Source organism: uncultured Gemella sp. (assembly GCF_963515875.1).
Lineage (GTDB): Bacteria > Bacillota > Bacilli > Staphylococcales > Gemellaceae > Gemella.
The window spans coordinates 1-18,104 of record NZ_CAUPZX010000038.1 but is presented as its reverse complement, the minus strand read 5'-3'; the positions used below and the strand labels follow the sequence as shown (position 1 = coordinate 18,104).

Sequence of the window (18,104 nt, the reverse complement as noted above, 5' to 3'; positions counted from 1 at the left end):
TTTTGTAAGATTTTCGCTTGAATAATACATCCACCACGGAAAATTTTAGCAATTTGTGAATAATCAAATGTCCAGTTATATTCTTTTTCAGCAGCTTGAAGTAGTTTAAATCCTTGAGCATAAGATACTATTTTCGAGATAAATAATGCATCTTTCACAATAGTTTTTAGTCTTTCTTTATCTTCTACAACTGCATATGGTTTACGTGTAAATTCTTGTTCCGCACGAACACGCTCTTCTTTAAGATTTGACATATATCTTCCATTTAATGCAGCTGTGATAACAGATACATCGATTCCTAAGTCAATAGCCTGCTCATTAGTCCATTTACCAGTACCTTTTTGTTGAGATTTATCTAATATTTTATCTACTAAGTAGCTACCATCTTCTTCTTTAACTTTAAAGATATTTGCAGTAATTTCGATTAAATAAGATTCTAATTCGCCTTTATTCCACTCTTCAAAAGTTTCTTGTAATTCTTCATTAGAGAATCCACCTAGATGTTTAAGGACTTTATATGCCTCTGAGATTAATTGCATATCTCCATATTCAATACCATTGTGTACCATTTTAACATAGTGTCCAGCTCCTCCTGTAGAAGTATAGCTACAACATGGAACATCATTAACTTTAGCAGCAATTGCTTCTAAAATCGGACGAATTTCTTCATAAGCTTTTTCATCTCCTCCAGGCATTAATGCAGGACCAAATCTAGCTCCTTCCTCGCCTCCAGATACACCTACACCAAAGTAGTTAATTCCTTTTTCTAATAATAAATCATATCTTCTTTGAGTATCTTTGAAGAATGAGTTTCCTCCATCAATAATAATATCACCTTTTTCAAGTAATGGTGTTAGTTGCTCGATTAAACTGTCAACAGCGAAACCTGCTTTAACCATTAAAACTATTTTCCTAGGCTTTTCTAAACCATCTATTAGCTCTTGTAGTGAGTATCTACCTACTACGTTATTATGTGGGTGTTCTTCTAACATTTTATCAACTACGGTAGTTGTTCTATTGAATACCGCAACTTTAAATCCGTTGTCCGCAATATTCAAAGCAAGATTACTTCCCATTACTGATAAACCAATAACTCCTATGTTCTGTTTCATTAATGAACCTCCTAATTATTTCTTATGCTAAAATTATACCACTAAATACATTACTAATGGAAATAATTTTGCTCAGAAAAATTTTTTACTATTATTTACTTTAGTTACTTAATGCGTTAAATAAGAAATTTAATCTACATCTGTCATAAATAATAAATTATTTTCGATAAATCTAATCATCACCAATTATTTTATGTATGCGTTTTAATTGCTATATTACAGATGATTATCACAATTTAATATTTAATAACTTTCTATAATTACTTCTTCACATTAAAATTATATATGCATAATTTTTTTAATAAAAATTAATATTATTATATTTAAATATACAAATATATATCAAAAATAAAAACAAAGCACTTGATTTACTCTTCTTAATAATATATAATGATAAAAAAGTAATGAGAGCGTTTACTTTACAAAAACAGAAAAAGGAGTTTTATACTATGAGTGAAGTTAAAGTTTTAAAAAATTTTATTAATGGAGAATTTGAAAACATTTTAAATTATGATTACCTTGACGTCCTAAATCCATCAACAGAAGAAGTAATTGCAAAAATCCCTTCATCTGGTGAAGATGTTGTAGATCGTGCGATAGATGTTGCAGAAGTCGCTCAACGCGATTGGGAGAAACTACCTGCAGTTCAAAGAGGTGCTTATCTTAGAAAAATCGCTGATCGAATTCGTGAACGCGAACCTGAAATTACACAAACTATCGTTAACGAAGGTGGTAAAACTTTTGATTTAGCGAAAGTAGAAGTACTATTTACAGCTGATTATTTAGACTATATGGCTGAATGGGCTAGAAGATATGAAGGTGAAATTATCCAAAGTGATAGACAAGATGAACACATCTTCTTATTCAAACGCCCTCACGGAGTAACTACTGGTATCTTACCATGGAATTTCCCATTCTTCTTAATAGCAAGAAAAGCTGCTCCAGCACTTCTTACAGGTAATACAATCGTATTAAAACCTAGTCAATTAACGCCAATTAACGCAGATATCTTTGCTGAGATTTGTATTGAAGTAGGTTTACCAAAAGGTATCCTTAACATAGTTCACGGACGTGGATCTGTTGTAGGAAATAGATTAGCTTCTAATCCTAAAGTTGGTTTAGTAAGTTTAACAGGAAGCTTAACTGCTGGACAAGAAGTTATGAAAGCTGCTGCCGAAAATATTACTAACGTATCTCTAGAACTTGGTGGAAAAGCTCCGGCAATCGTATTCAAAGATGCTGACTTAACTCTTGCTGCTAAAGCAATTGTTGCTTCTCGTGTAATTAACTCTGGGCAAGTATGTAACTGTGCTGAAAGAGTATATGTTCACGAAGACGTTAAAGATGAGTTTGAAAAATTATTATTCGCTGAACTTGATAAAGTTAAGTTCGGTGATCCAAATAAAGAGGGTGGTGTAGATTACGGTCCACTTATCGAAAAACGTGCTGTAGACGCTGTTTCTGAAAAAGTTGCTTACGCAGTAAAACAAGGAGCGACTCTATCTTACGGTGGAACTCGCGATAAAAATCAAGTTGGATACTTCTTTGGACCAACTGTACTAACAGATGTAACTAATGACATGAGAATCATGAAAGAAGAAACATTTGGACCTGTAATTCCAATCGCTACATTCAAAACTTTAGAAGAAGTATTAGAATACGCTAATGATTCAGAATATGGATTAACTTCATCAGTATACACTACTAACCTTAACACTGCATTCAAAGCAGTTAACGGTCTTAAATTCGGTGAAACATACATCAACCGCGAAAACTTCGAAGCAATGCAAGGATTCCACGCTGGACGTCGTAAATCTGGTATCGGTGGAGCAGACGGTAAACATGGTTTAGAAGAATACTTAACTACTCAAGTTGTTTACATGCAATTAGATAACGAATAAAAAAGAAAAAAACAGATTCTAGATTTCTAGAGTCTGTTTCTTTGTTTAATAAAAGATATCAAAAGAAAATGGATGCAATCCTAAATTAAGGATTACATCTATTTTCATCTCAAATATTATTTAATTGAATAATCCAGGAATAGTTGTTGGCCCATTATCTTCAGTTTTATATTTTTCTCTTGGAGCCGGTTGTGGTTTTGGAGCTGGCACTTCCTCTGGTAATGGCTTAACAACTGGTGGTTCCGGTTTCGGAGCTGGCTGTATTCCTGGTAGTGGAACTCGTTTTGGCTCCGGTTGTGGTTCTGGGAACGGAAGTGGTTCCGGTTGTGGTTCCGGAGTTGGAGCTGGTTTTAATAAATCTCCAATTCCTGGACGATCTCCTGGTTTTCCTGGTTCTACTTTGTGTCCACCATCTCTATCTACTGGTTTAGCTACTTTACCATCATCATATTTGTAAGAAACTGTTGCTCTTACTAAGTGAGAGTTGATAGTTTTTGAGATTGTTACGTGATCAGCTACTACTGAAGTTTTAGGTAATGCTTTTGGTGCAAATCCCTTACCAGCTTCACCTTCAACGTTAAAAGGTACTAATTTAGTTTCACCTTTTTTAAGATCTCCTACACTTACTGTGTATTGACCTTTTCCATCTACAGAAATCGTTACTTTTGCAGCTAATACATCTTGAGTCGCTGTAACTTGCACGAAGTTACCTTCCTCATTTTGTACGAATTTAGCTAAAACGTGTTTTGATTGAGCTTGTTCTGCTGCATGCGCTGTTGGCGCGTAAGTTTGAGCTGCAACTGGTACTACTGCTAATCCAGCAACAACTGTAGCTGCTACTACTTTTTTAATGTTTTTGTTCATCATAAACTTCCTCCTATTAATTATGAAAACATAATTTATGCATTAAATTTCATATAGGTATAATAATATCATATATTAAATATCAATGCAATAGTTTACGTAAATTTTTTAATTTTTTTTATAATATACCCTATATTAAATTAAGTAAATTGTATTTTACCCGTTATAATAAGCTTTTCGTAACTTTATATAAACAGTTTTATAAACTTATTAATTTTTTAACATATCACCTATTTGATAATATTTATCAATTAATTACATAAACTATATAATCTCATTAATTTTATATTTATATATTAACCTGCAACCTATATTTTACAACAATCATGTAAATTAAATATATCATTCTCAATTTTTTCACTAATTATTTTCAAAAAAAGATTGACAAATTTTCAGATAAATGTTAATATTTTATCAACAATTAATAAAAGGAGCTACTCAATAATGAAAAATATTACTTTAACTAGTACAAGAGAATACTTTTTTGTGCCATTTTAGCAGCACTTATATCTCATAGCATTGTAGATATAAGTGCAACGATGTCTACAATGGCTAGTTAAGTTTGTTTTTCGGCCATTGGTAAAATACTAAATGGTCTTTGAGTATGATATTATATATATTTTTTAAAAGCTATTTAGTATTTTCTAAATAGCTTTTTAATTATTTATAAATTACATTTAGGAGGAAAATTTTATGTCAGAAAGTTCGAAATGGAGTTCAAAAATAGGTTTCATACTTGCTTCTGCTGGTTCAGCTATTGGTTTAGGAGCAGTCTGGAAATTCCCATATATGACAGCAGCAAATGGTGGAGGTGGATTCTTACTTGTATTCCTTATCTTTACATTATTAATCGGTCTACCCCTACTTCTCGCTGAATTCGTATTAGGTCGAGGGGCTGGAGTATCAGCGATTAAAACTTTTGGTAAATTAGGAAAAAATAAAAATTATAATATTATTGGTTATATCGGTGGTTTCGCCCTATTCATCCTACTATCATTCTACAGTGTTATTGGTGGATGGATTTTAGTATATCTTGGTATTTCTATTGCAGATGCCCTTGGAGTACACGCTACTACTGATCATGCGGCACTTTTTGTTAGTATCATTTCTAATACTTGGATCGCATTAGGAGCACAAGCTCTTTTCATCTTATTAAATATTTATATAGTATCTCGTGGTGTTCAAAAAGGTATTGAAAAAGCATCGAAAATTATGATGCCACTATTATTCATTATATTCCTAATAATTATCGCAAGATCATTAACATTACCTAATGCAATGAGCGGTGTTACCTATTTCTTAAAACCTGATTTCACAAAAATCACAAGTTCTGGTATATTATTCGCACTAGGACAGTCGTTCTTTGCATTATCAATCGGGGTTACAGCTATGCTTACATATGCTTCTTATCTTGACAGAAAAACTAACTTAGTTCAGTCTGGTATCTCGGTCGTATTAATGAACATTGCAGTTTCTGTAATGGCTGGATTAGCAATCTTTCCTGCGATGAGTTCATTTGGAATGGAGTCTGAAGGTGGTCCAAGCTTATTATTCATCGTACTACCTCAACTATTCAACAATATGGCATTCGGTAAAATTTTCTACATCTTATTCTTAATATTATTCCTATTCGCTACTGTAACTTCATCAGTTGTTATGTTAGAAATTAATGTAGGAAATATTACCGATCAAAGAAATACTAACCGTACTAAATTTAGTGTAATCATCGGAATCTTAACTTTCATTATTGGTATTCCATCAGCACTATCTTATGGATTTCTATCTAATACATTAATATTCGGAAAAACAATTTTCGACTTAATGGATTTTTTAGTATCTAACATTTTAATGCCACTTGGATGCCTGGCTTTATCAATATTCACTGGATATGTGCTTGATAAAAAAGTAGCCCTAGAACAATTACACATTGATGAAAATAAAAAATCTAGCTTCATATTATTCAAAGTATGGCTATTCTTACTAAGATATATACTTCCAATTATCATCCTTATTGTTTGTTTAGCACAATTCTTATAATAATATTAACAAAACTATCACATCATATAGATTATATTTTGTGATAGTTTTTAATTTTGTAATTGACAATCGCTTTCATTGGTGTTATTATTAAGTCATGAATTAAATATTTCTTCGGGGTCGGGTGCAAGTCCCAACCGGCGGTGACTAGTTAACTAGAAGTCCGTGAGCGCAAGCTGATCTGGTGAAATTCCAGAACCGACAGTAAAGTCTGGATGGGAGAAGAAATTAATACTACTAGAAAAAATTACTAGTACATATAATAATATTTGTATAACCTGCTGTATTTAAGTATACATTACGGTTTATTTATCGAATATAAAACTAACCATCAATCCCGATTAAATTTGAATTTCAAATATAATTGGGTTTTTTATTTTTAAAAGGAGTTGATACTATGCATGAATATTTTATGAATCTTGCTCTACTTGAAGCCAAGCGTGGTTCTAAGTATACTCATACTAACCCTTTAGTCGGAGCAGTTATAGTAAAAGATAATGAGATTATCGCAAGAGGTTCACATCTTCGATTTGGATGCGAACACGCTGAAAAAAATGCAATTTCCACTTGCAAAACTCCTGAAAAATTATTTAATTCAACACTATATGTTACTCTTGAACCATGCAACCATAAAGGTAAGCAACCCCCTTGCACAGATGCTATCTTAAAAATGGGTATCTCAAAAGTAGTTGTTGCTCAATTAGACCCTAATCCTATCGTTAGCGGAAAAGGTATCAAATATTTGCAAGATAATGGTATAGAAGTAATAACTGGTGTTCTTGAAAGAGAAGCTTATAATTTAAACTACACTTATAATCTATTTCATACAGAAAAAAGACCTTATGTAGTTTTAAAACAAGCCGTTAGTCTCGATGGAAAACTAGCCTTTACCAATGAAAGAACTCAAATTACCGGTAAAGAAGTTTATGATTTCGTCAGAAATGAACGAGATAATTATCAAGCGATTCTTGTAGGTGCAAAAACTGTTTTAATAGACAATCCAAAGTTAACTGGAGCTAATACGTCATTATTCCCACCGAAAAGAATTGTATTAGATGCTGAAGGCTCTATCTTTAAACAAAGTGATCTTAACCTATTTAAAGATAGTTCATCTGAAGTTATAATTTTTTCAAAATTTAGTCATGAAAATCTACCTTCTCATGTAACAGTTATAACACCAAAAGAATTTAGTATAAATGAAATAGTTACTGAAATAGCAAAACTTGGTATCCACTCAGTTTATGTTGAAGGAGGTCCTTCTATTCATGATCAATTCCTTGCTAGCGGTTATTGGGATGAGGTCATAACTTATATCTCTCCTATTCTTTTAGGCGGAAATAATACTTCATCATTCACTAGTAGTAGGATGACAAATGAAAAAATAGAACTTCAAGATACTAAAGTTACAAAACTCGGTAATGATATAAGAATCTCAGGAAGGAGAGTATCTCAATGTTTACAGGATTAATAAAAGAACAAGGAAAAATAGTAAAAATTATTAAATCTAGTCATAGTATTAAACTAACTATTCAAGCAAGTAAAAATTTACTAGAAACTTATAAAATTGGTGACAGTATGGCGGTGAACGGTGTGTGTCTGACTTGCGTTCAAAAAAGTTCATCTCAATTTACTGTAGATATTATGCCAGAAACATATAAAAGAACAACGTTTAAAGATTTAAAAATAAATGATGCTGTCAATCTAGAACCCGCAATGGGCCACTCTGATAGATTTGAAGGACATATTGTCTCTGGACACAGTGATGGCTTAGCACAATTAGCCGCAAAACAAAAAGACGAAAATGCTATCCTACTTACTTTTTCTTATCCAAGTAAATTTCAAGGTGAAATTATAAACCAAGGTTCAATTACTATAAATGGGATAAGCTTAACAGTTGTAACATGTGACAGCAACAAATTTACGGTATCTCTAATTCCACATACAGCTAAGCACACAAATTTAGAAAAATTAAAAATTGGTGATAGCGTAAATATAGAGACAGATATATTAGCAAAATACATAAAAGCTCAATTAAAATTATTCGGAGGAAAGTTTAATGATTAATAACGTAAGACAAGCAATAGAAGATTTAAAAGCTGGAAAATTAATTGTTCTTATTGATGATGATGACAGAGAAGCTGAAGGAGATTTAGTAGGAATAGCGGAACTAGTTACCGGGGAAACTGTTAACTTTATGACAAAACATGCACGTGGTTTAATTTGTGCACCAGTTTCAACTGAGATTGCAGAAAAATTAAATCTACACTCTATGATAGATAAAAACACAGACCCTCATGAGACGGCTTTTACTGTAAGTGTAGACTACAAAACATCAACTACAGGAATATCAGCTTTTGAAAGAGCAACAACTATAAAAGAATTAGCAAATCCAAATTCTAAACCAGAGGATTTCAATAGACCTGGACACATGTTCCCACTTATTGGTCGTGATGGTGGAATTAAAGTTCGTCGCGGACACACAGAAGCAAGTTTAGATTTAGCTAGACTAGCTGGTTGTTCTGAAGCAACATATATCTGTGAAATTATGAATGAAGATGGAACTATGGCTAGAAGAGATGACTTGTATGAATTCGCTAAAAAATGGAATTTAACAGTCGTGGATTTAGATGAGCTAACACGTTTTTTGTCATTTAACGACAGTGTAAAAGTAAAATTACCAACAGAATTTGGAGATTTTGATTTACAGCTGTTCGAAGATGAATTTAATAAAGAACACCTAATTATTAGTAAAGGTGATTTAAATTCTGAAGAACCATTATTAATACGAGTTCACTCAGAGTGTTTAACTGGAGATGTCTTCACTTCTCATAGATGTGACTGCGGTGAACAACTACATACAGCACTTCAAAAAATTTCCGACTTAGGTCGTGGTGCAGTTCTTTATCTACGACAAGAAGGACGAGGAATAGGTTTAAGAAATAAACTTCTTGCCTATCAACTGCAAGAGCAAGGGGTTGATACTTACGAAGCTAATGTTCAACTAGGTTTTGCTCCCGATGAAAGAGACTACACTATAGCAGTAGACATGCTTGATTACTTGGGTATTAAATCGGTAAAACTTCTTACTAATAATCCAGATAAAGTAGAACAGCTAAGTTCTTTAGGAATAAATGTAGTAGACCGTGTTCCAATAAACATAAAACCACAAAAAGAAAATAAATACTATTTACAAACAAAAAAAATTAAATTTAATCATTTATTAGATATATAAGGAGAATATTATTATGACAACATTTGAAGGAAAATTTATAGGAAAAGATATTAAAGTAGCGATTGTAGTAGCTCGTTTTAACGAATTTATTACTTCTAAATTATTAGGTGGAGCTAAAGACACACTTATTAGAAATGAAGTAAAAGAAGAAAATATCGATGTATACTGGGTACCAGGGGCATTTGAAATTCCATTTATTACTAAAAAATTAGTGGCTACAAATAAATACGATGGTGTTATTACATTAGGAAGTGTTATTCGTGGAAGTACTAGTCACTATGACTTAGTTTGTAATGAGGTAGCAAAAGGTGTTGGTCACATTAGTCTTCACAGTGATATTCCTGTTATGTTTGGAGTTATAACTACTGAAGACATCGATCAAGCTATTGAAAGAGCTGGATCAAAAGCTGGAAATAAAGGTAGCGACTGTGCCCAAGCTCTTCTTGAAATGATAGACTTAACTAAACAAATTTAATAAATAAACAAAGGCAGGCACTTGAATTTCAAGTTCCTGCCTACTTTTATTATTCAGATTATTATTTAGAGTAGTTTGGGCTTTCTTTAGTAATTTGAACATCGTGTGGGTGAGATTCGATTAATCCAGCACCTGTCATACGAACAAATTGTGAGTTTTCACGAAGTGCACGTAAATCACGTGAACCTGTATAACCCATACCTGCACGTAATCCTCCAATGATTTGGTAAATTGTTTCAGAAACAGCACCTTTATAAGGTGTACGTCCTTCAATACCTTCTGGTACTAATTTTTTACCATCTTCCTGGAAGTAACGGTCTTTAGAACCTTTTTCCATTGCAGAGATTGATCCCATTCCACGGTATGCTTTAAATGTTCTACCTTGGAAGATTTCTAATTCACCTGGTGATTCTTCACATCCAGCAAGCATAGAACCTAACATTACTGCATGTCCACCGGCAGCAATAGCTTTTACTACATCACCTGTGTATTTAATTCCACCATCAGCGATAATTGTTTTTCCTAATTCACGAGCTACTGTCGCACAATCATAGATAGCAGTTATTTGTGGTACTCCTACCCCTGCAACTACACGCGTAGTACAGATTGACCCAGGTCCAATACCAACTTTAACAACATCAGCCCCAGCTTCGAATAAATCACGAGCAGCTTCTCCTGTTGCAACGTTCCCTGCAATAATATCTAAGTTTGGATAGTTAGTTCTTAATGTTTTAACCGCATCTAATACCCCTTTAGAATGTCCGTGAGCAGTATCTACTACGATAGCGTCTACCCCTGCAGATACCAAAGCATCAACACGTTCAACCGTATCATTTGTAATCCCTACAGACGCTGCAACTAAAAGACGTCCTTTATCGTCTTTTGCTGAGTTAGGATATTTAGCTAATTTTTCAATATCTTTAATAGTAATTAATCCTGTTAATTTACCTTCTTCATTAGTTAAAATTAACTTCTCAATTTTATGACCACGTAGAATTTCACTAGCTTCTTCTAAAGTAGTTTTCTCTGGAGCAGTAATAAGATGCTCTTTAGTCATAACTTCGCTAATCTTAATATCGAAATCTGTTAAAAACCTCATATCACGGTTAGTAATAATTCCAACTACTCTCATGTCTTTTTCATTGTTTACAATAGGTACACCTGAAATTTTGTATTGTTGCATTAAATTTTCAGCTTCATAAACTAGGCTATCTGGTGTAAGATAGAAAGGATCTGTAATAACTCCACTTTCTGAACGTTTAACTTTTCTTACTTGTTCAGCTTGTTCTTCAATACTCATGTTCTTGTGAATAACACCAATACCACCCTCACGAGCCATTGCAATCGCCATTTTATGTTCTGTTACTGTATCCATAGCAGCAGAAATAACAGGTACTGATAATTTAATTTTCTCCGTTAAATTAACTTTTAAGTCAACCTTTTTAGGTAATATATCACTTTTAGCTGGAACTAAAAGTACATCATCGAATGTTAAACCTTCTTTTTGAAATTTATTTTCCCACATTTTATTTATATCCTTTCTTATTTTTCATCATCAGCTATATTAAATTTAACTTCATTATTCTCAAGAGAAGCAATTCTACATAAAGAACAAACATTAACATTTCTCTTATCTAACTGTTTACGACCATCTTGGAAACTTTTTTCAACTAAGATACCTACACCTACGGTTTCTGCTCCTGCTTGAGCAACAATCTCCATAAGACCCAAAGTAGCTTGACCATTAGCTAAGAAATCATCCACAATTAGCACCTTATCTTCTTTATTAATGAATTTTTCTGAAATAACTATAGTATTAGTTATATTTTTTGTGTAGCTATGAACTTCTGCAGTATATACATCATTATTCTTTAATGTTAAAGGTTTACTTTTTTTAGCAAAAACCATTGGTACATTAAATAAACTAGCAACCATAATCGCTGGCGCTATACCACTCGCCTCAATCGTCAGAATCTTAGTTATCTTCTCTTTTTTAAAATACTCATAAAAAGACTCTGCCATTTTCATCATTAATCCAGCATCAATTTGATGGTTTAAAAATGAATCAACTTTTAGGACATTATTATCATAAACTTTACCATCGGTAATAACCATTTCTCTTAGTAATTCCATAACTCCTCCTGTGTAAACTTTCGAGTAATTTTACTTATGATACCAAACTTTCGTTAAAAATTCAAGAGGCTAATGAAATGTTATTCATTAACCTCTTTTATTCATAATATTATTTTAAATTTTCTAATAACTCAGTTATTTCCTTTTGAGAAAAATGATATTTTTCTTTACAAAATGCACAAACTAACTCTGTTGTTTCTTGTTTCGCTATATCTTCTAATTCTTCTTTACCTAATGTCACTAGGGCATCACCATAGCGTTCTTTAGAACAAGTACATTTAAACACAACATCATTCTTATGTAAAATACGGTAATTCTCTTCTCCTCCGAAAATAATATTTGCAATTTCCTCAGGAGTTTTACCTTCATGAATAAGTGTAGAAATTGGTTTAATATTACCTATTGCTTTTTCAATTTTTGTAATCGTCTCATTAGTGGCATTTGGAAGTACTTGTAAAATGAATCCCCCTGCAGCTATAACAGAATTATCCGTTTCAACTAATACTCCTAGTGATACAGCTGACGGCACTTGTTCACTAGCTGCAAAGTAGTATGTAAAATCTTCAGCAATTTCTCCTGATACTATCGGAGAAGTAGTAGTATACTTTTCATTTAGACCTAAATCACGTACTACAGTGATATTACCACCACCTACTACTCCTTTTACATCAAGTTTCCCTTGAGCATTACTAGGAATATGTACTTGCATATTTTTGGCATATGCTGTAGTTTCTCCAAGTTCATTTGACGATGCGTAAATAGTTCCCACAGGTCCATCACCTCTAACTGCTACATCAATCTTATCACCACTTTTAAGCATAGCGCCCATCATTGTAGTAACCGTAGCAGTACGACCTACTGCAGCTATAGCAGTCGGGTATGCATCATGTCTTTGTCTAATTTCTTCTACTAAATCTGTAGTTTTCGTTACAAAAAATCTAATTTCATCATTAAAGGCTAATCCTCTAATTAAATAATCTTTCATTAAAATTAATTCCTTTCAAATTCTTATGCTTCTAAAAATTTCTTACGATTTTCTATTATACATTTAATTTTTCTTGTTGTCTATTTTTTTATGTTAATAATACCTAACACCAATATGACTACTCTTTTTATTTTATATTGTTATAATTTCTGATATACTCTTGCATTTCAGCTATACTATCAGTAAACAAAGTTCTTTCTCTATCTCTTTTAGTTAAAAAGCCTTCTTCAACCATCTTATCAAAATATTGTTCCAGAAAATCATAATAGCCATTAACATTCATTAGTATACACGGTGCATCTTTTTTACCTACTCGAACCCATGAAATTACCTGTGATATTTCTTCTAATGTTCCAGGTCCTCCTGGTAAAGCAACAAATACATCACCTAAATCAACCAGTTTATCCTTCCTTACAGACATATCATCAACAATAATAAGCTCAGTAATACCAGTATGACTTATTTCTCTATCGACTAGAAATTGTGGCATTATTCCAATTACTTCACCCTTATTTTTCAGAACAGTATCAGCGATTACTCCCATTAGTCCAATTTTCCCACCACCATAAACTAATGTGTGGTTATTATCAGCAATCCATTTACCTAATTCAGTTGCATTTTTTATATATGATTCACTCTTTCCATTATTAGCTCCACAAAAAACTGTTACTTTCATTATTAAATCCTTTTTTCCTTATTACTACTTTATTTATAAATATTACATAAAAGGGAGCGACTCCAAAATCATGATTTTGTCGAGTCACCCCCGCAAAGTTTATTAGCTATCCGAAAATCTTTTAGAAAGTAAATTAAGATATCAACAAACCACTATTTCTATGAATTCTCATATACACTTCTATAAAATTTGATCTTTTAAAACTCCTTCTTACTTTTAAGAAATTTATTATTTCTCATTATTCATTTTATATAATTCAATGATACCTTTTAAAGTTAATTCTTCATCTACTATATCCACTACATCACTGTACTTAGCTATAAATTTAGATAAACCTCCTGTTAAAACCACTTTATAATCTTTTCCTAAATCTAGCTTCAAATGTTTAATAATATTTTCAAACTGCCCTAAAAAGCCATAAAATAATCCTGCTTGCATTTGACTAGTTGTATCTAGACCTAAAGAAGTACTCACCGCCTCAAAGTCAACCCTTGGTAATTTTGCAGCTCTTGAATATAATGCTTCTGCACTGATGTTCATTCCAGGACAGATTATCCCACCTTTATAATTTAATTCATCATCTACACAATCAAAGGTTGTCGCTGTACCAAAATCCACAACAATCGCCGGCAAATATGAGCTAACCTTAGCTCCTACAATATCGACAACACGATCGGCTCCAAGTTTGCTACTATATGGTTCTGGAACTTTTATACCAGTATTAATCTCAGCAGATACTATAATAGGTTCTTTTCTAAAATATTTCCTACTTAATAATTCCAAAGCAAACATCATCTTAGGAACCACACTAGATATAACTACTCCATCAAAATCTTCAAATTTAATTCCCTTATCTATAAAGAAATTTCGAATAATAACATATAACTCATCTTCTGTTTTAGTATTATCAGTTGCAATTCTCCATGAATGAAGCATTTTATAATCACTTCCAAAAACCCCAAGTACAATATTCGTATTTCCAACATCCAATGCAAAAATCATTTTTAATCTCCTATGATTAACTTATTTTAAGAATGATTATATTATATCACAATTACTCTAATGCAAGTAGTAAAATACAAAACACATTTAATATCATAACTACAAAAAAAAGATTATTGACTAACATTTTAGCCAACAATCTTTTCTATATTATTATCTTCTAGATAAAGATTCTCTATATTTCAGAGGAGTCATTTTCACTAGAGTTTTAAATATTCTAATGAAATAACTTGTATCGAAATATCCAATATAATCTGCTACTTCTGAAATTGAAAAATCAGTGTTTGCAAGTAAGTAACAAGCATTAGAAATACGTTTATCATGAATATAATCTACAATACTAATTCCCATATCTTTATTAAAGATTGAAGATAAATAACTCTTGTTTACCCCAAGATAATCACTTACGTTATCTAAGCTGATTTTTTCTGAAATTCTATCATTAATATAAGCTATACAGTTACGAACTACCGCTTGTTTATCTTTATATTTATTTCTATCTACAAGCAAGCAATAACTTCTAATAACATCTTCAGATAAATCATAGTTATCTAGTTTATTTTTAATTTTAACCCATAATTCTTCAATTCCTAAGTAATCATCATTATGTTGTTCTAATGCATAACGTAATAAATCATTCATATTATATGAACGTCTACGACGTACATTAATCCCTTGTTCAACATGTCCTTCTTCTACACCATGATTCCTTTTACGAAGATCAAAAAGCATATTTACACGAGAAATATTCCCATCAACTACTGCCTCTAATATTTCACGTTTAAATTTAACTTCACTTTCTAAAATACCATTTAAATACGAATTCTTTCTTGAAGCTGCTCTTCTTACATTTTTAACACTTGAATCTTCTACTAAAATAATCGCATCTAAGAAGTCTACATTTTCATCTTCAACTAATAATTCTATCAAATAGTTAAATTTCTTTCTTGGTGTAATTGGTAATGAAAAATACACATCACAAATTAATTCACTAATACTAGCTCCATACTTAATTAAAGACTCTTGGAATAATTTTGTCGGTATTAAATACTCTAAAAATGGAGTAATTAAATAGAATTCTTCATCATTCTCACTCGGTATAAATAAACATGAAATCCCTAGTCCACTTTGACATTTTACTAATTTACCCTCAACTAATCCTTCTTTAATCTTAGGGAGATTTCTTTTAATAAATCTACTAAAAATACTACTTAATTGCTCTTCTCCCAGATCAAATCGTATTTCTTCATCTGAATATTTAAAAGTTAACACATCTCCATTTAAATCTAAAATATCCTTAATTCGCTCAATTTTTTTGAATGAACTTCTCATTTTACCTACCTCCTAACAACTTTTAATTTTAATCTATTGTAATATCACGTCTTGCATTCACAATGTAAGAAATTGTAAAGAAAACAAAACTATATGCTACTAACATAATAATTAATACATTTGCATTATCGAACTTAAATATCTCTTTTACAGCATGACGCCCCGCTTCATTTCGATAATAGTCACTAAATAAAGGTACATCAAACATATGATATTTCGCCCATGAATATTTTGAAACAGCAAATACTGTTAATCCTTGAATTAAACTAGTTCCTAAAAGTGATAACATTACTAGTACTAATGATAAGATTTGTGTTTTAAACACTACACAAACTAGTACTACCATAGCTACGAAGAATATAAATACTGCTAAATCAGCTAAATTAGTAATTATAATTTGTTTAGCAACTGTTCTACCAAAATACCCTTCTTCTATTGTATCTTTCAAATGATTTAAGCCTAGTTTTTTGTTAAAGAATACATAGTATTTTGTTACAAAATCAAATACTGTTCCTACTACTAAGAAAATAATGTAATTAATAAATGCTAAAACTATTTTCGCAGTAAGTATTGCAGAACGTGATTTTGGTTTTGTGTATAAAAACTTAATAGTTCCTTTTGAATACTCTTGAGATAAATTATTAGCTAGCATTATCAATGAAAATACTAAAGCTAATGCAGCTGAAACTACTGTTATCCCGCTTAATATTTTTACAGCATCTATTCCATCTTCAAATTGTTTTTTTGTAAAATAACTATTTAACAAAATAATACCAAATGACAGCAAGAAATATAACCATGTTGTTTTCTTTTTATAATCTTTTATAAATTCATTTATCAATAATTTCATTATTTTCTCTCCCCTCCTGTAATTTGTAGGAATCGATCCTCTAATGATGTATGTAATTCACGAACCGTATCTAATTCAACATTGTTATTCACTAAGTATGAGATAATTCTTGATTTTTCCTCACGACTAAGATTTTTAAATACGAATCCTTCTTTCGTTAACTCGTATCTTATTCCTAATTCTCTTACTAACATTTCAGATTTTTCTACATCATGAGTTGCTATTAATGTTTTAACAACCTCTTCTGAAATTAAGTGTTCTAATTTATCATCGGCAATAATTTTACCTTTTTCTATTACGATAACTCTATCACATAGTTTTTCGATTTCATCTAATAAATGAGATGAAATTAAGATAGACACCCCAGTTGCAGCTATTTCTTTAAGTTTATTTCTAAAATCCTGAACTCCTTGCGGATCTAATCCATTCACAGGCTCATCAAGAATTAGAATTTTAGGATCATTAAGTAATGCCTGTGCTAATCCTAAGCGTTGACGCATACCTAATGAATAAGTTTTAACTTTCTTTCTAATTACTTTACTAAGTCCAACAAATTCGACTAATTCTTTCATACGAGCTCGTGTAACTTTTTTACCACAAACACGAGCTATTTGCTTCAAGTTAGACCATCCTGACATATAGTTATAAAACTCAGGAGTTTCTATCATTGAACCTACCTCTTTAAGCATAGCATTTTTACCAAGTCCTAGAGGTTTTTCGAAACAATAAACATCACCTTTTGATATTTTTGTTAATCCAACAATCATTCTCATTATTGTAGTTTTACCACTTCCGTTTGGTCCAAGCAACCCTATAATTTCACCCTCACGCATATCAAAAGTGATATCCTCAACTATTGTTTTTAAACCAATACGTTTTTTCAAGCCTAATACTTCTAATACAACTGATTTTTCTGGTGCTTTTTCTTCTTTTTTCACTTCTTCAGGAACAGTTTCTTTTTCGACAGCCTGAATCAATTCATTCCTATCTAATACTACTGTTTCTGCATATTCATCGTTTACTTCTTCAGTTACCACAGGCATAACTACTGTTTGTTCATTACTTTCTTGTTCACTATACGATTTTCGTGTATAAGTAGAAGAATTTTCTATATCAAGTTGCTTTCTTATTTTTTCTAACAAGTTAGCATAGTCTTCTGATGTTTTTCTATTATTATTCAATCCATCGTTACTTAACATATCTTTATTTTTTTCTGAATTTGTCATTATTTGTAGAAGATTCCTTTCTTATAAATTTTCTTTTATATTATATCATATTTATACTATTATTTCCATTAAATAATTAATAATTATTTTTTATTTTACTACTTTTATTTATTAGATAACTCAAATCATAATTTAAGATTTTTTTATTTATCCCCCTCGAATATATATATGAAATTTTAAAATCCTTTCATAACAACAATCATTTTCTGTACATTAATTTATATTTTCTTAAAATTTTGATTATACTTGTACATACATTATTATAAAAATTCTAAAAAT

Annotated in this window: 16 protein-coding genes and 1 riboswitch; of the genes, 6 read left to right on the top strand and 10 right to left on the bottom strand. The window is 31.3% G+C overall.

What is annotated here, in order from left to right:
- Positions 1-1,112: NADP-dependent phosphogluconate dehydrogenase (gene gndA, locus RWL85_RS06840; protein ID WP_314086407.1), on the bottom strand; the 1,112-nt coding region annotated here is incomplete at its 3' end.
- 449 nt (positions 1,113-1,561) lie between these two features.
- On the opposite strand from gndA, the gene aldA reads away from it, so the two are divergent.
- Complete coding sequence (aldA, locus tag RWL85_RS06835; RefSeq protein ID WP_314086406.1) at positions 1,562-3,013, top strand: aldehyde dehydrogenase; 1,452 nt, start codon at positions 1,562-1,564, stop codon at positions 3,011-3,013.
- Between the two features lie 120 nt (positions 3,014-3,133).
- Here aldA and RWL85_RS06830 read toward each other — a convergent pair whose 3' ends face one another.
- A complete protein-coding gene (locus tag RWL85_RS06830) occupies positions 3,134-3,880 on the bottom strand; it encodes a hypothetical protein (protein WP_314086405.1) in 747 nt (248 codons plus the stop codon).
- A gap of 690 nt (positions 3,881-4,570) precedes the next feature.
- On the opposite strand from RWL85_RS06830, the gene RWL85_RS06825 reads away from it, so the two are divergent.
- From RWL85_RS06825 to ribE, 5 genes are all read left to right on the top strand, one after another.
- Entirely contained in the window at positions 4,571-5,914 is a 1,344-nt protein-coding gene (locus tag RWL85_RS06825) for a sodium-dependent transporter (protein ID WP_314086403.1), read from the top strand.
- A 106-nt stretch (positions 5,915-6,020) separates the two neighbouring features.
- Positions 6,021-6,145, top strand: a riboswitch (FMN riboswitch).
- Positions 6,146-6,311: 166 nt separating this feature from the next.
- Positions 6,312-7,382, top strand: coding sequence for a bifunctional diaminohydroxyphosphoribosylaminopyrimidine deaminase/5-amino-6-(5-phosphoribosylamino)uracil reductase RibD (gene ribD, locus RWL85_RS06820; protein WP_314086401.1), 1,071 nt, complete (start codon positions 6,312-6,314; stop codon positions 7,380-7,382).
- Positions 7,367-7,978, top strand: coding sequence for a riboflavin synthase (locus tag RWL85_RS06815; RefSeq protein ID WP_314086398.1), 612 nt, complete (start codon positions 7,367-7,369; stop codon positions 7,976-7,978). The genes ribD and RWL85_RS06815 overlap by 16 nt, the downstream gene beginning before the upstream one ends.
- On the top strand, positions 7,971-9,146 hold the full coding sequence (ribA, locus tag RWL85_RS06810) for a GTP cyclohydrolase II (RefSeq protein WP_314086395.1): 1,176 nt from the start codon (positions 7,971-7,973) through the stop codon (positions 9,144-9,146). The genes RWL85_RS06815 and ribA overlap by 8 nt, the downstream gene beginning before the upstream one ends.
- Positions 9,147-9,159: 13 nt before the next feature.
- Positions 9,160-9,621 (top strand): 6,7-dimethyl-8-ribityllumazine synthase, encoded by a 462-nt coding sequence (gene ribE / locus RWL85_RS06805; RefSeq protein ID WP_314086392.1) that lies wholly within the window; start codon positions 9,160-9,162, stop codon positions 9,619-9,621.
- A gap of 61 nt (positions 9,622-9,682) precedes the next feature.
- On the opposite strand, the gene guaB is transcribed toward ribE, so the two are convergent.
- From guaB to RWL85_RS06765, 8 genes are all read right to left on the bottom strand, one after another.
- Positions 9,683-11,146 carry an IMP dehydrogenase gene (gene guaB, locus RWL85_RS06800; RefSeq protein WP_314086390.1) on the bottom strand — a complete coding sequence of 488 codons (1,464 nt, stop codon included), beginning with the start codon at positions 11,144-11,146 and terminating at the stop codon, positions 9,683-9,685.
- 17 nt (positions 11,147-11,163) lie between these two features.
- Positions 11,164-11,754 carry a xanthine phosphoribosyltransferase gene (locus RWL85_RS06795; RefSeq protein WP_314086387.1) on the bottom strand — a complete coding sequence of 197 codons (591 nt, stop codon included), beginning with the start codon at positions 11,752-11,754 and terminating at the stop codon, positions 11,164-11,166.
- 109 nt (positions 11,755-11,863) lie between these two features.
- The gene (hslO, locus tag RWL85_RS06790) at positions 11,864-12,739 is read right to left on the bottom strand and encodes an Hsp33 family molecular chaperone HslO (RefSeq protein ID WP_314086384.1); all 876 of its coding nucleotides are present in this window, start codon (positions 12,737-12,739) and stop codon (positions 11,864-11,866) included.
- Positions 12,740-12,866: 127 nt separating this feature from the next.
- A complete protein-coding gene (locus tag RWL85_RS06785) occupies positions 12,867-13,415 on the bottom strand; it encodes a TIGR00730 family Rossman fold protein (protein ID WP_314086383.1) in 549 nt (182 codons plus the stop codon).
- 228 nt (positions 13,416-13,643) lie between these two features.
- Positions 13,644-14,417 carry a type III pantothenate kinase gene (locus RWL85_RS06780; RefSeq protein WP_314086381.1) on the bottom strand — a complete coding sequence of 258 codons (774 nt, stop codon included), beginning with the start codon at positions 14,415-14,417 and terminating at the stop codon, positions 13,644-13,646.
- 153 nt (positions 14,418-14,570) lie between these two features.
- Positions 14,571-15,749: an AraC family transcriptional regulator gene (locus RWL85_RS06775; protein WP_314086379.1), complete on the bottom strand. Its 1,179-nt coding sequence runs from the start codon at positions 15,747-15,749 to the stop codon at positions 14,571-14,573.
- Between the two features lie 28 nt (positions 15,750-15,777).
- Complete coding sequence (locus tag RWL85_RS06770; protein ID WP_314086377.1) at positions 15,778-16,599, bottom strand: ABC transporter permease; 822 nt, start codon at positions 16,597-16,599, stop codon at positions 15,778-15,780.
- A complete protein-coding gene (locus RWL85_RS06765; RefSeq protein WP_314086375.1) occupies positions 16,599-17,825 on the bottom strand; it encodes an ABC transporter ATP-binding protein in 1,227 nt (408 codons plus the stop codon). The genes RWL85_RS06770 and RWL85_RS06765 overlap by 1 nt, the downstream gene beginning before the upstream one ends.
- Positions 17,826-18,104 lie beyond the last annotated feature (279 nt).

Bases quoted from the DNA above. Each gene is read 5' to 3' on its own strand.
- aldA (WP_314086406.1), top strand. From the start codon at position 1,562: ATGAGTGAAGTTAAAGTTTTAAAAAATTTTATTAATGGAGAATTTGAA.
- RWL85_RS06830 (WP_314086405.1), bottom strand. From the start codon at position 3,880: ATGATGAACAAAAACATTAAAAAAGTAGTAGCAGCTACAGTTGTTGCT.
- RWL85_RS06825 (WP_314086403.1), top strand. From the start codon at position 4,571: ATGTCAGAAAGTTCGAAATGGAGTTCAAAAATAGGTTTCATACTTGCT.
- ribD (WP_314086401.1), top strand. From the start codon at position 6,312: ATGCATGAATATTTTATGAATCTTGCTCTACTTGAAGCCAAGCGTGGT.
- RWL85_RS06815 (WP_314086398.1), top strand. From the start codon at position 7,367: ATGTTTACAGGATTAATAAAAGAACAAGGAAAAATAGTAAAAATTATT.
- ribA (WP_314086395.1), top strand. From the start codon at position 7,971: ATGATTAATAACGTAAGACAAGCAATAGAAGATTTAAAAGCTGGAAAA.
- ribE (WP_314086392.1), top strand. From the start codon at position 9,160: ATGACAACATTTGAAGGAAAATTTATAGGAAAAGATATTAAAGTAGCG.
- guaB (WP_314086390.1), bottom strand. From the start codon at position 11,146: ATGTGGGAAAATAAATTTCAAAAAGAAGGTTTAACATTCGATGATGTA.
- RWL85_RS06795 (WP_314086387.1), bottom strand. From the start codon at position 11,754: ATGGAATTACTAAGAGAAATGGTTATTACCGATGGTAAAGTTTATGAT.
- hslO (WP_314086384.1), bottom strand. From the start codon at position 12,739: ATGAAAGATTATTTAATTAGAGGATTAGCCTTTAATGATGAAATTAGA.
- RWL85_RS06785 (WP_314086383.1), bottom strand. From the start codon at position 13,415: ATGAAAGTAACAGTTTTTTGTGGAGCTAATAATGGAAAGAGTGAATCA.
- RWL85_RS06780 (WP_314086381.1), bottom strand. From the start codon at position 14,417: ATGATTTTTGCATTGGATGTTGGAAATACGAATATTGTACTTGGGGTT.
- RWL85_RS06775 (WP_314086379.1), bottom strand. From the start codon at position 15,749: ATGAGAAGTTCATTCAAAAAAATTGAGCGAATTAAGGATATTTTAGAT.
- RWL85_RS06770 (WP_314086377.1), bottom strand. From the start codon at position 16,599: ATGAAATTATTGATAAATGAATTTATAAAAGATTATAAAAAGAAAACA.
- RWL85_RS06765 (WP_314086375.1), bottom strand. From the start codon at position 17,825: ATGACAAATTCAGAAAAAAATAAAGATATGTTAAGTAACGATGGATTG.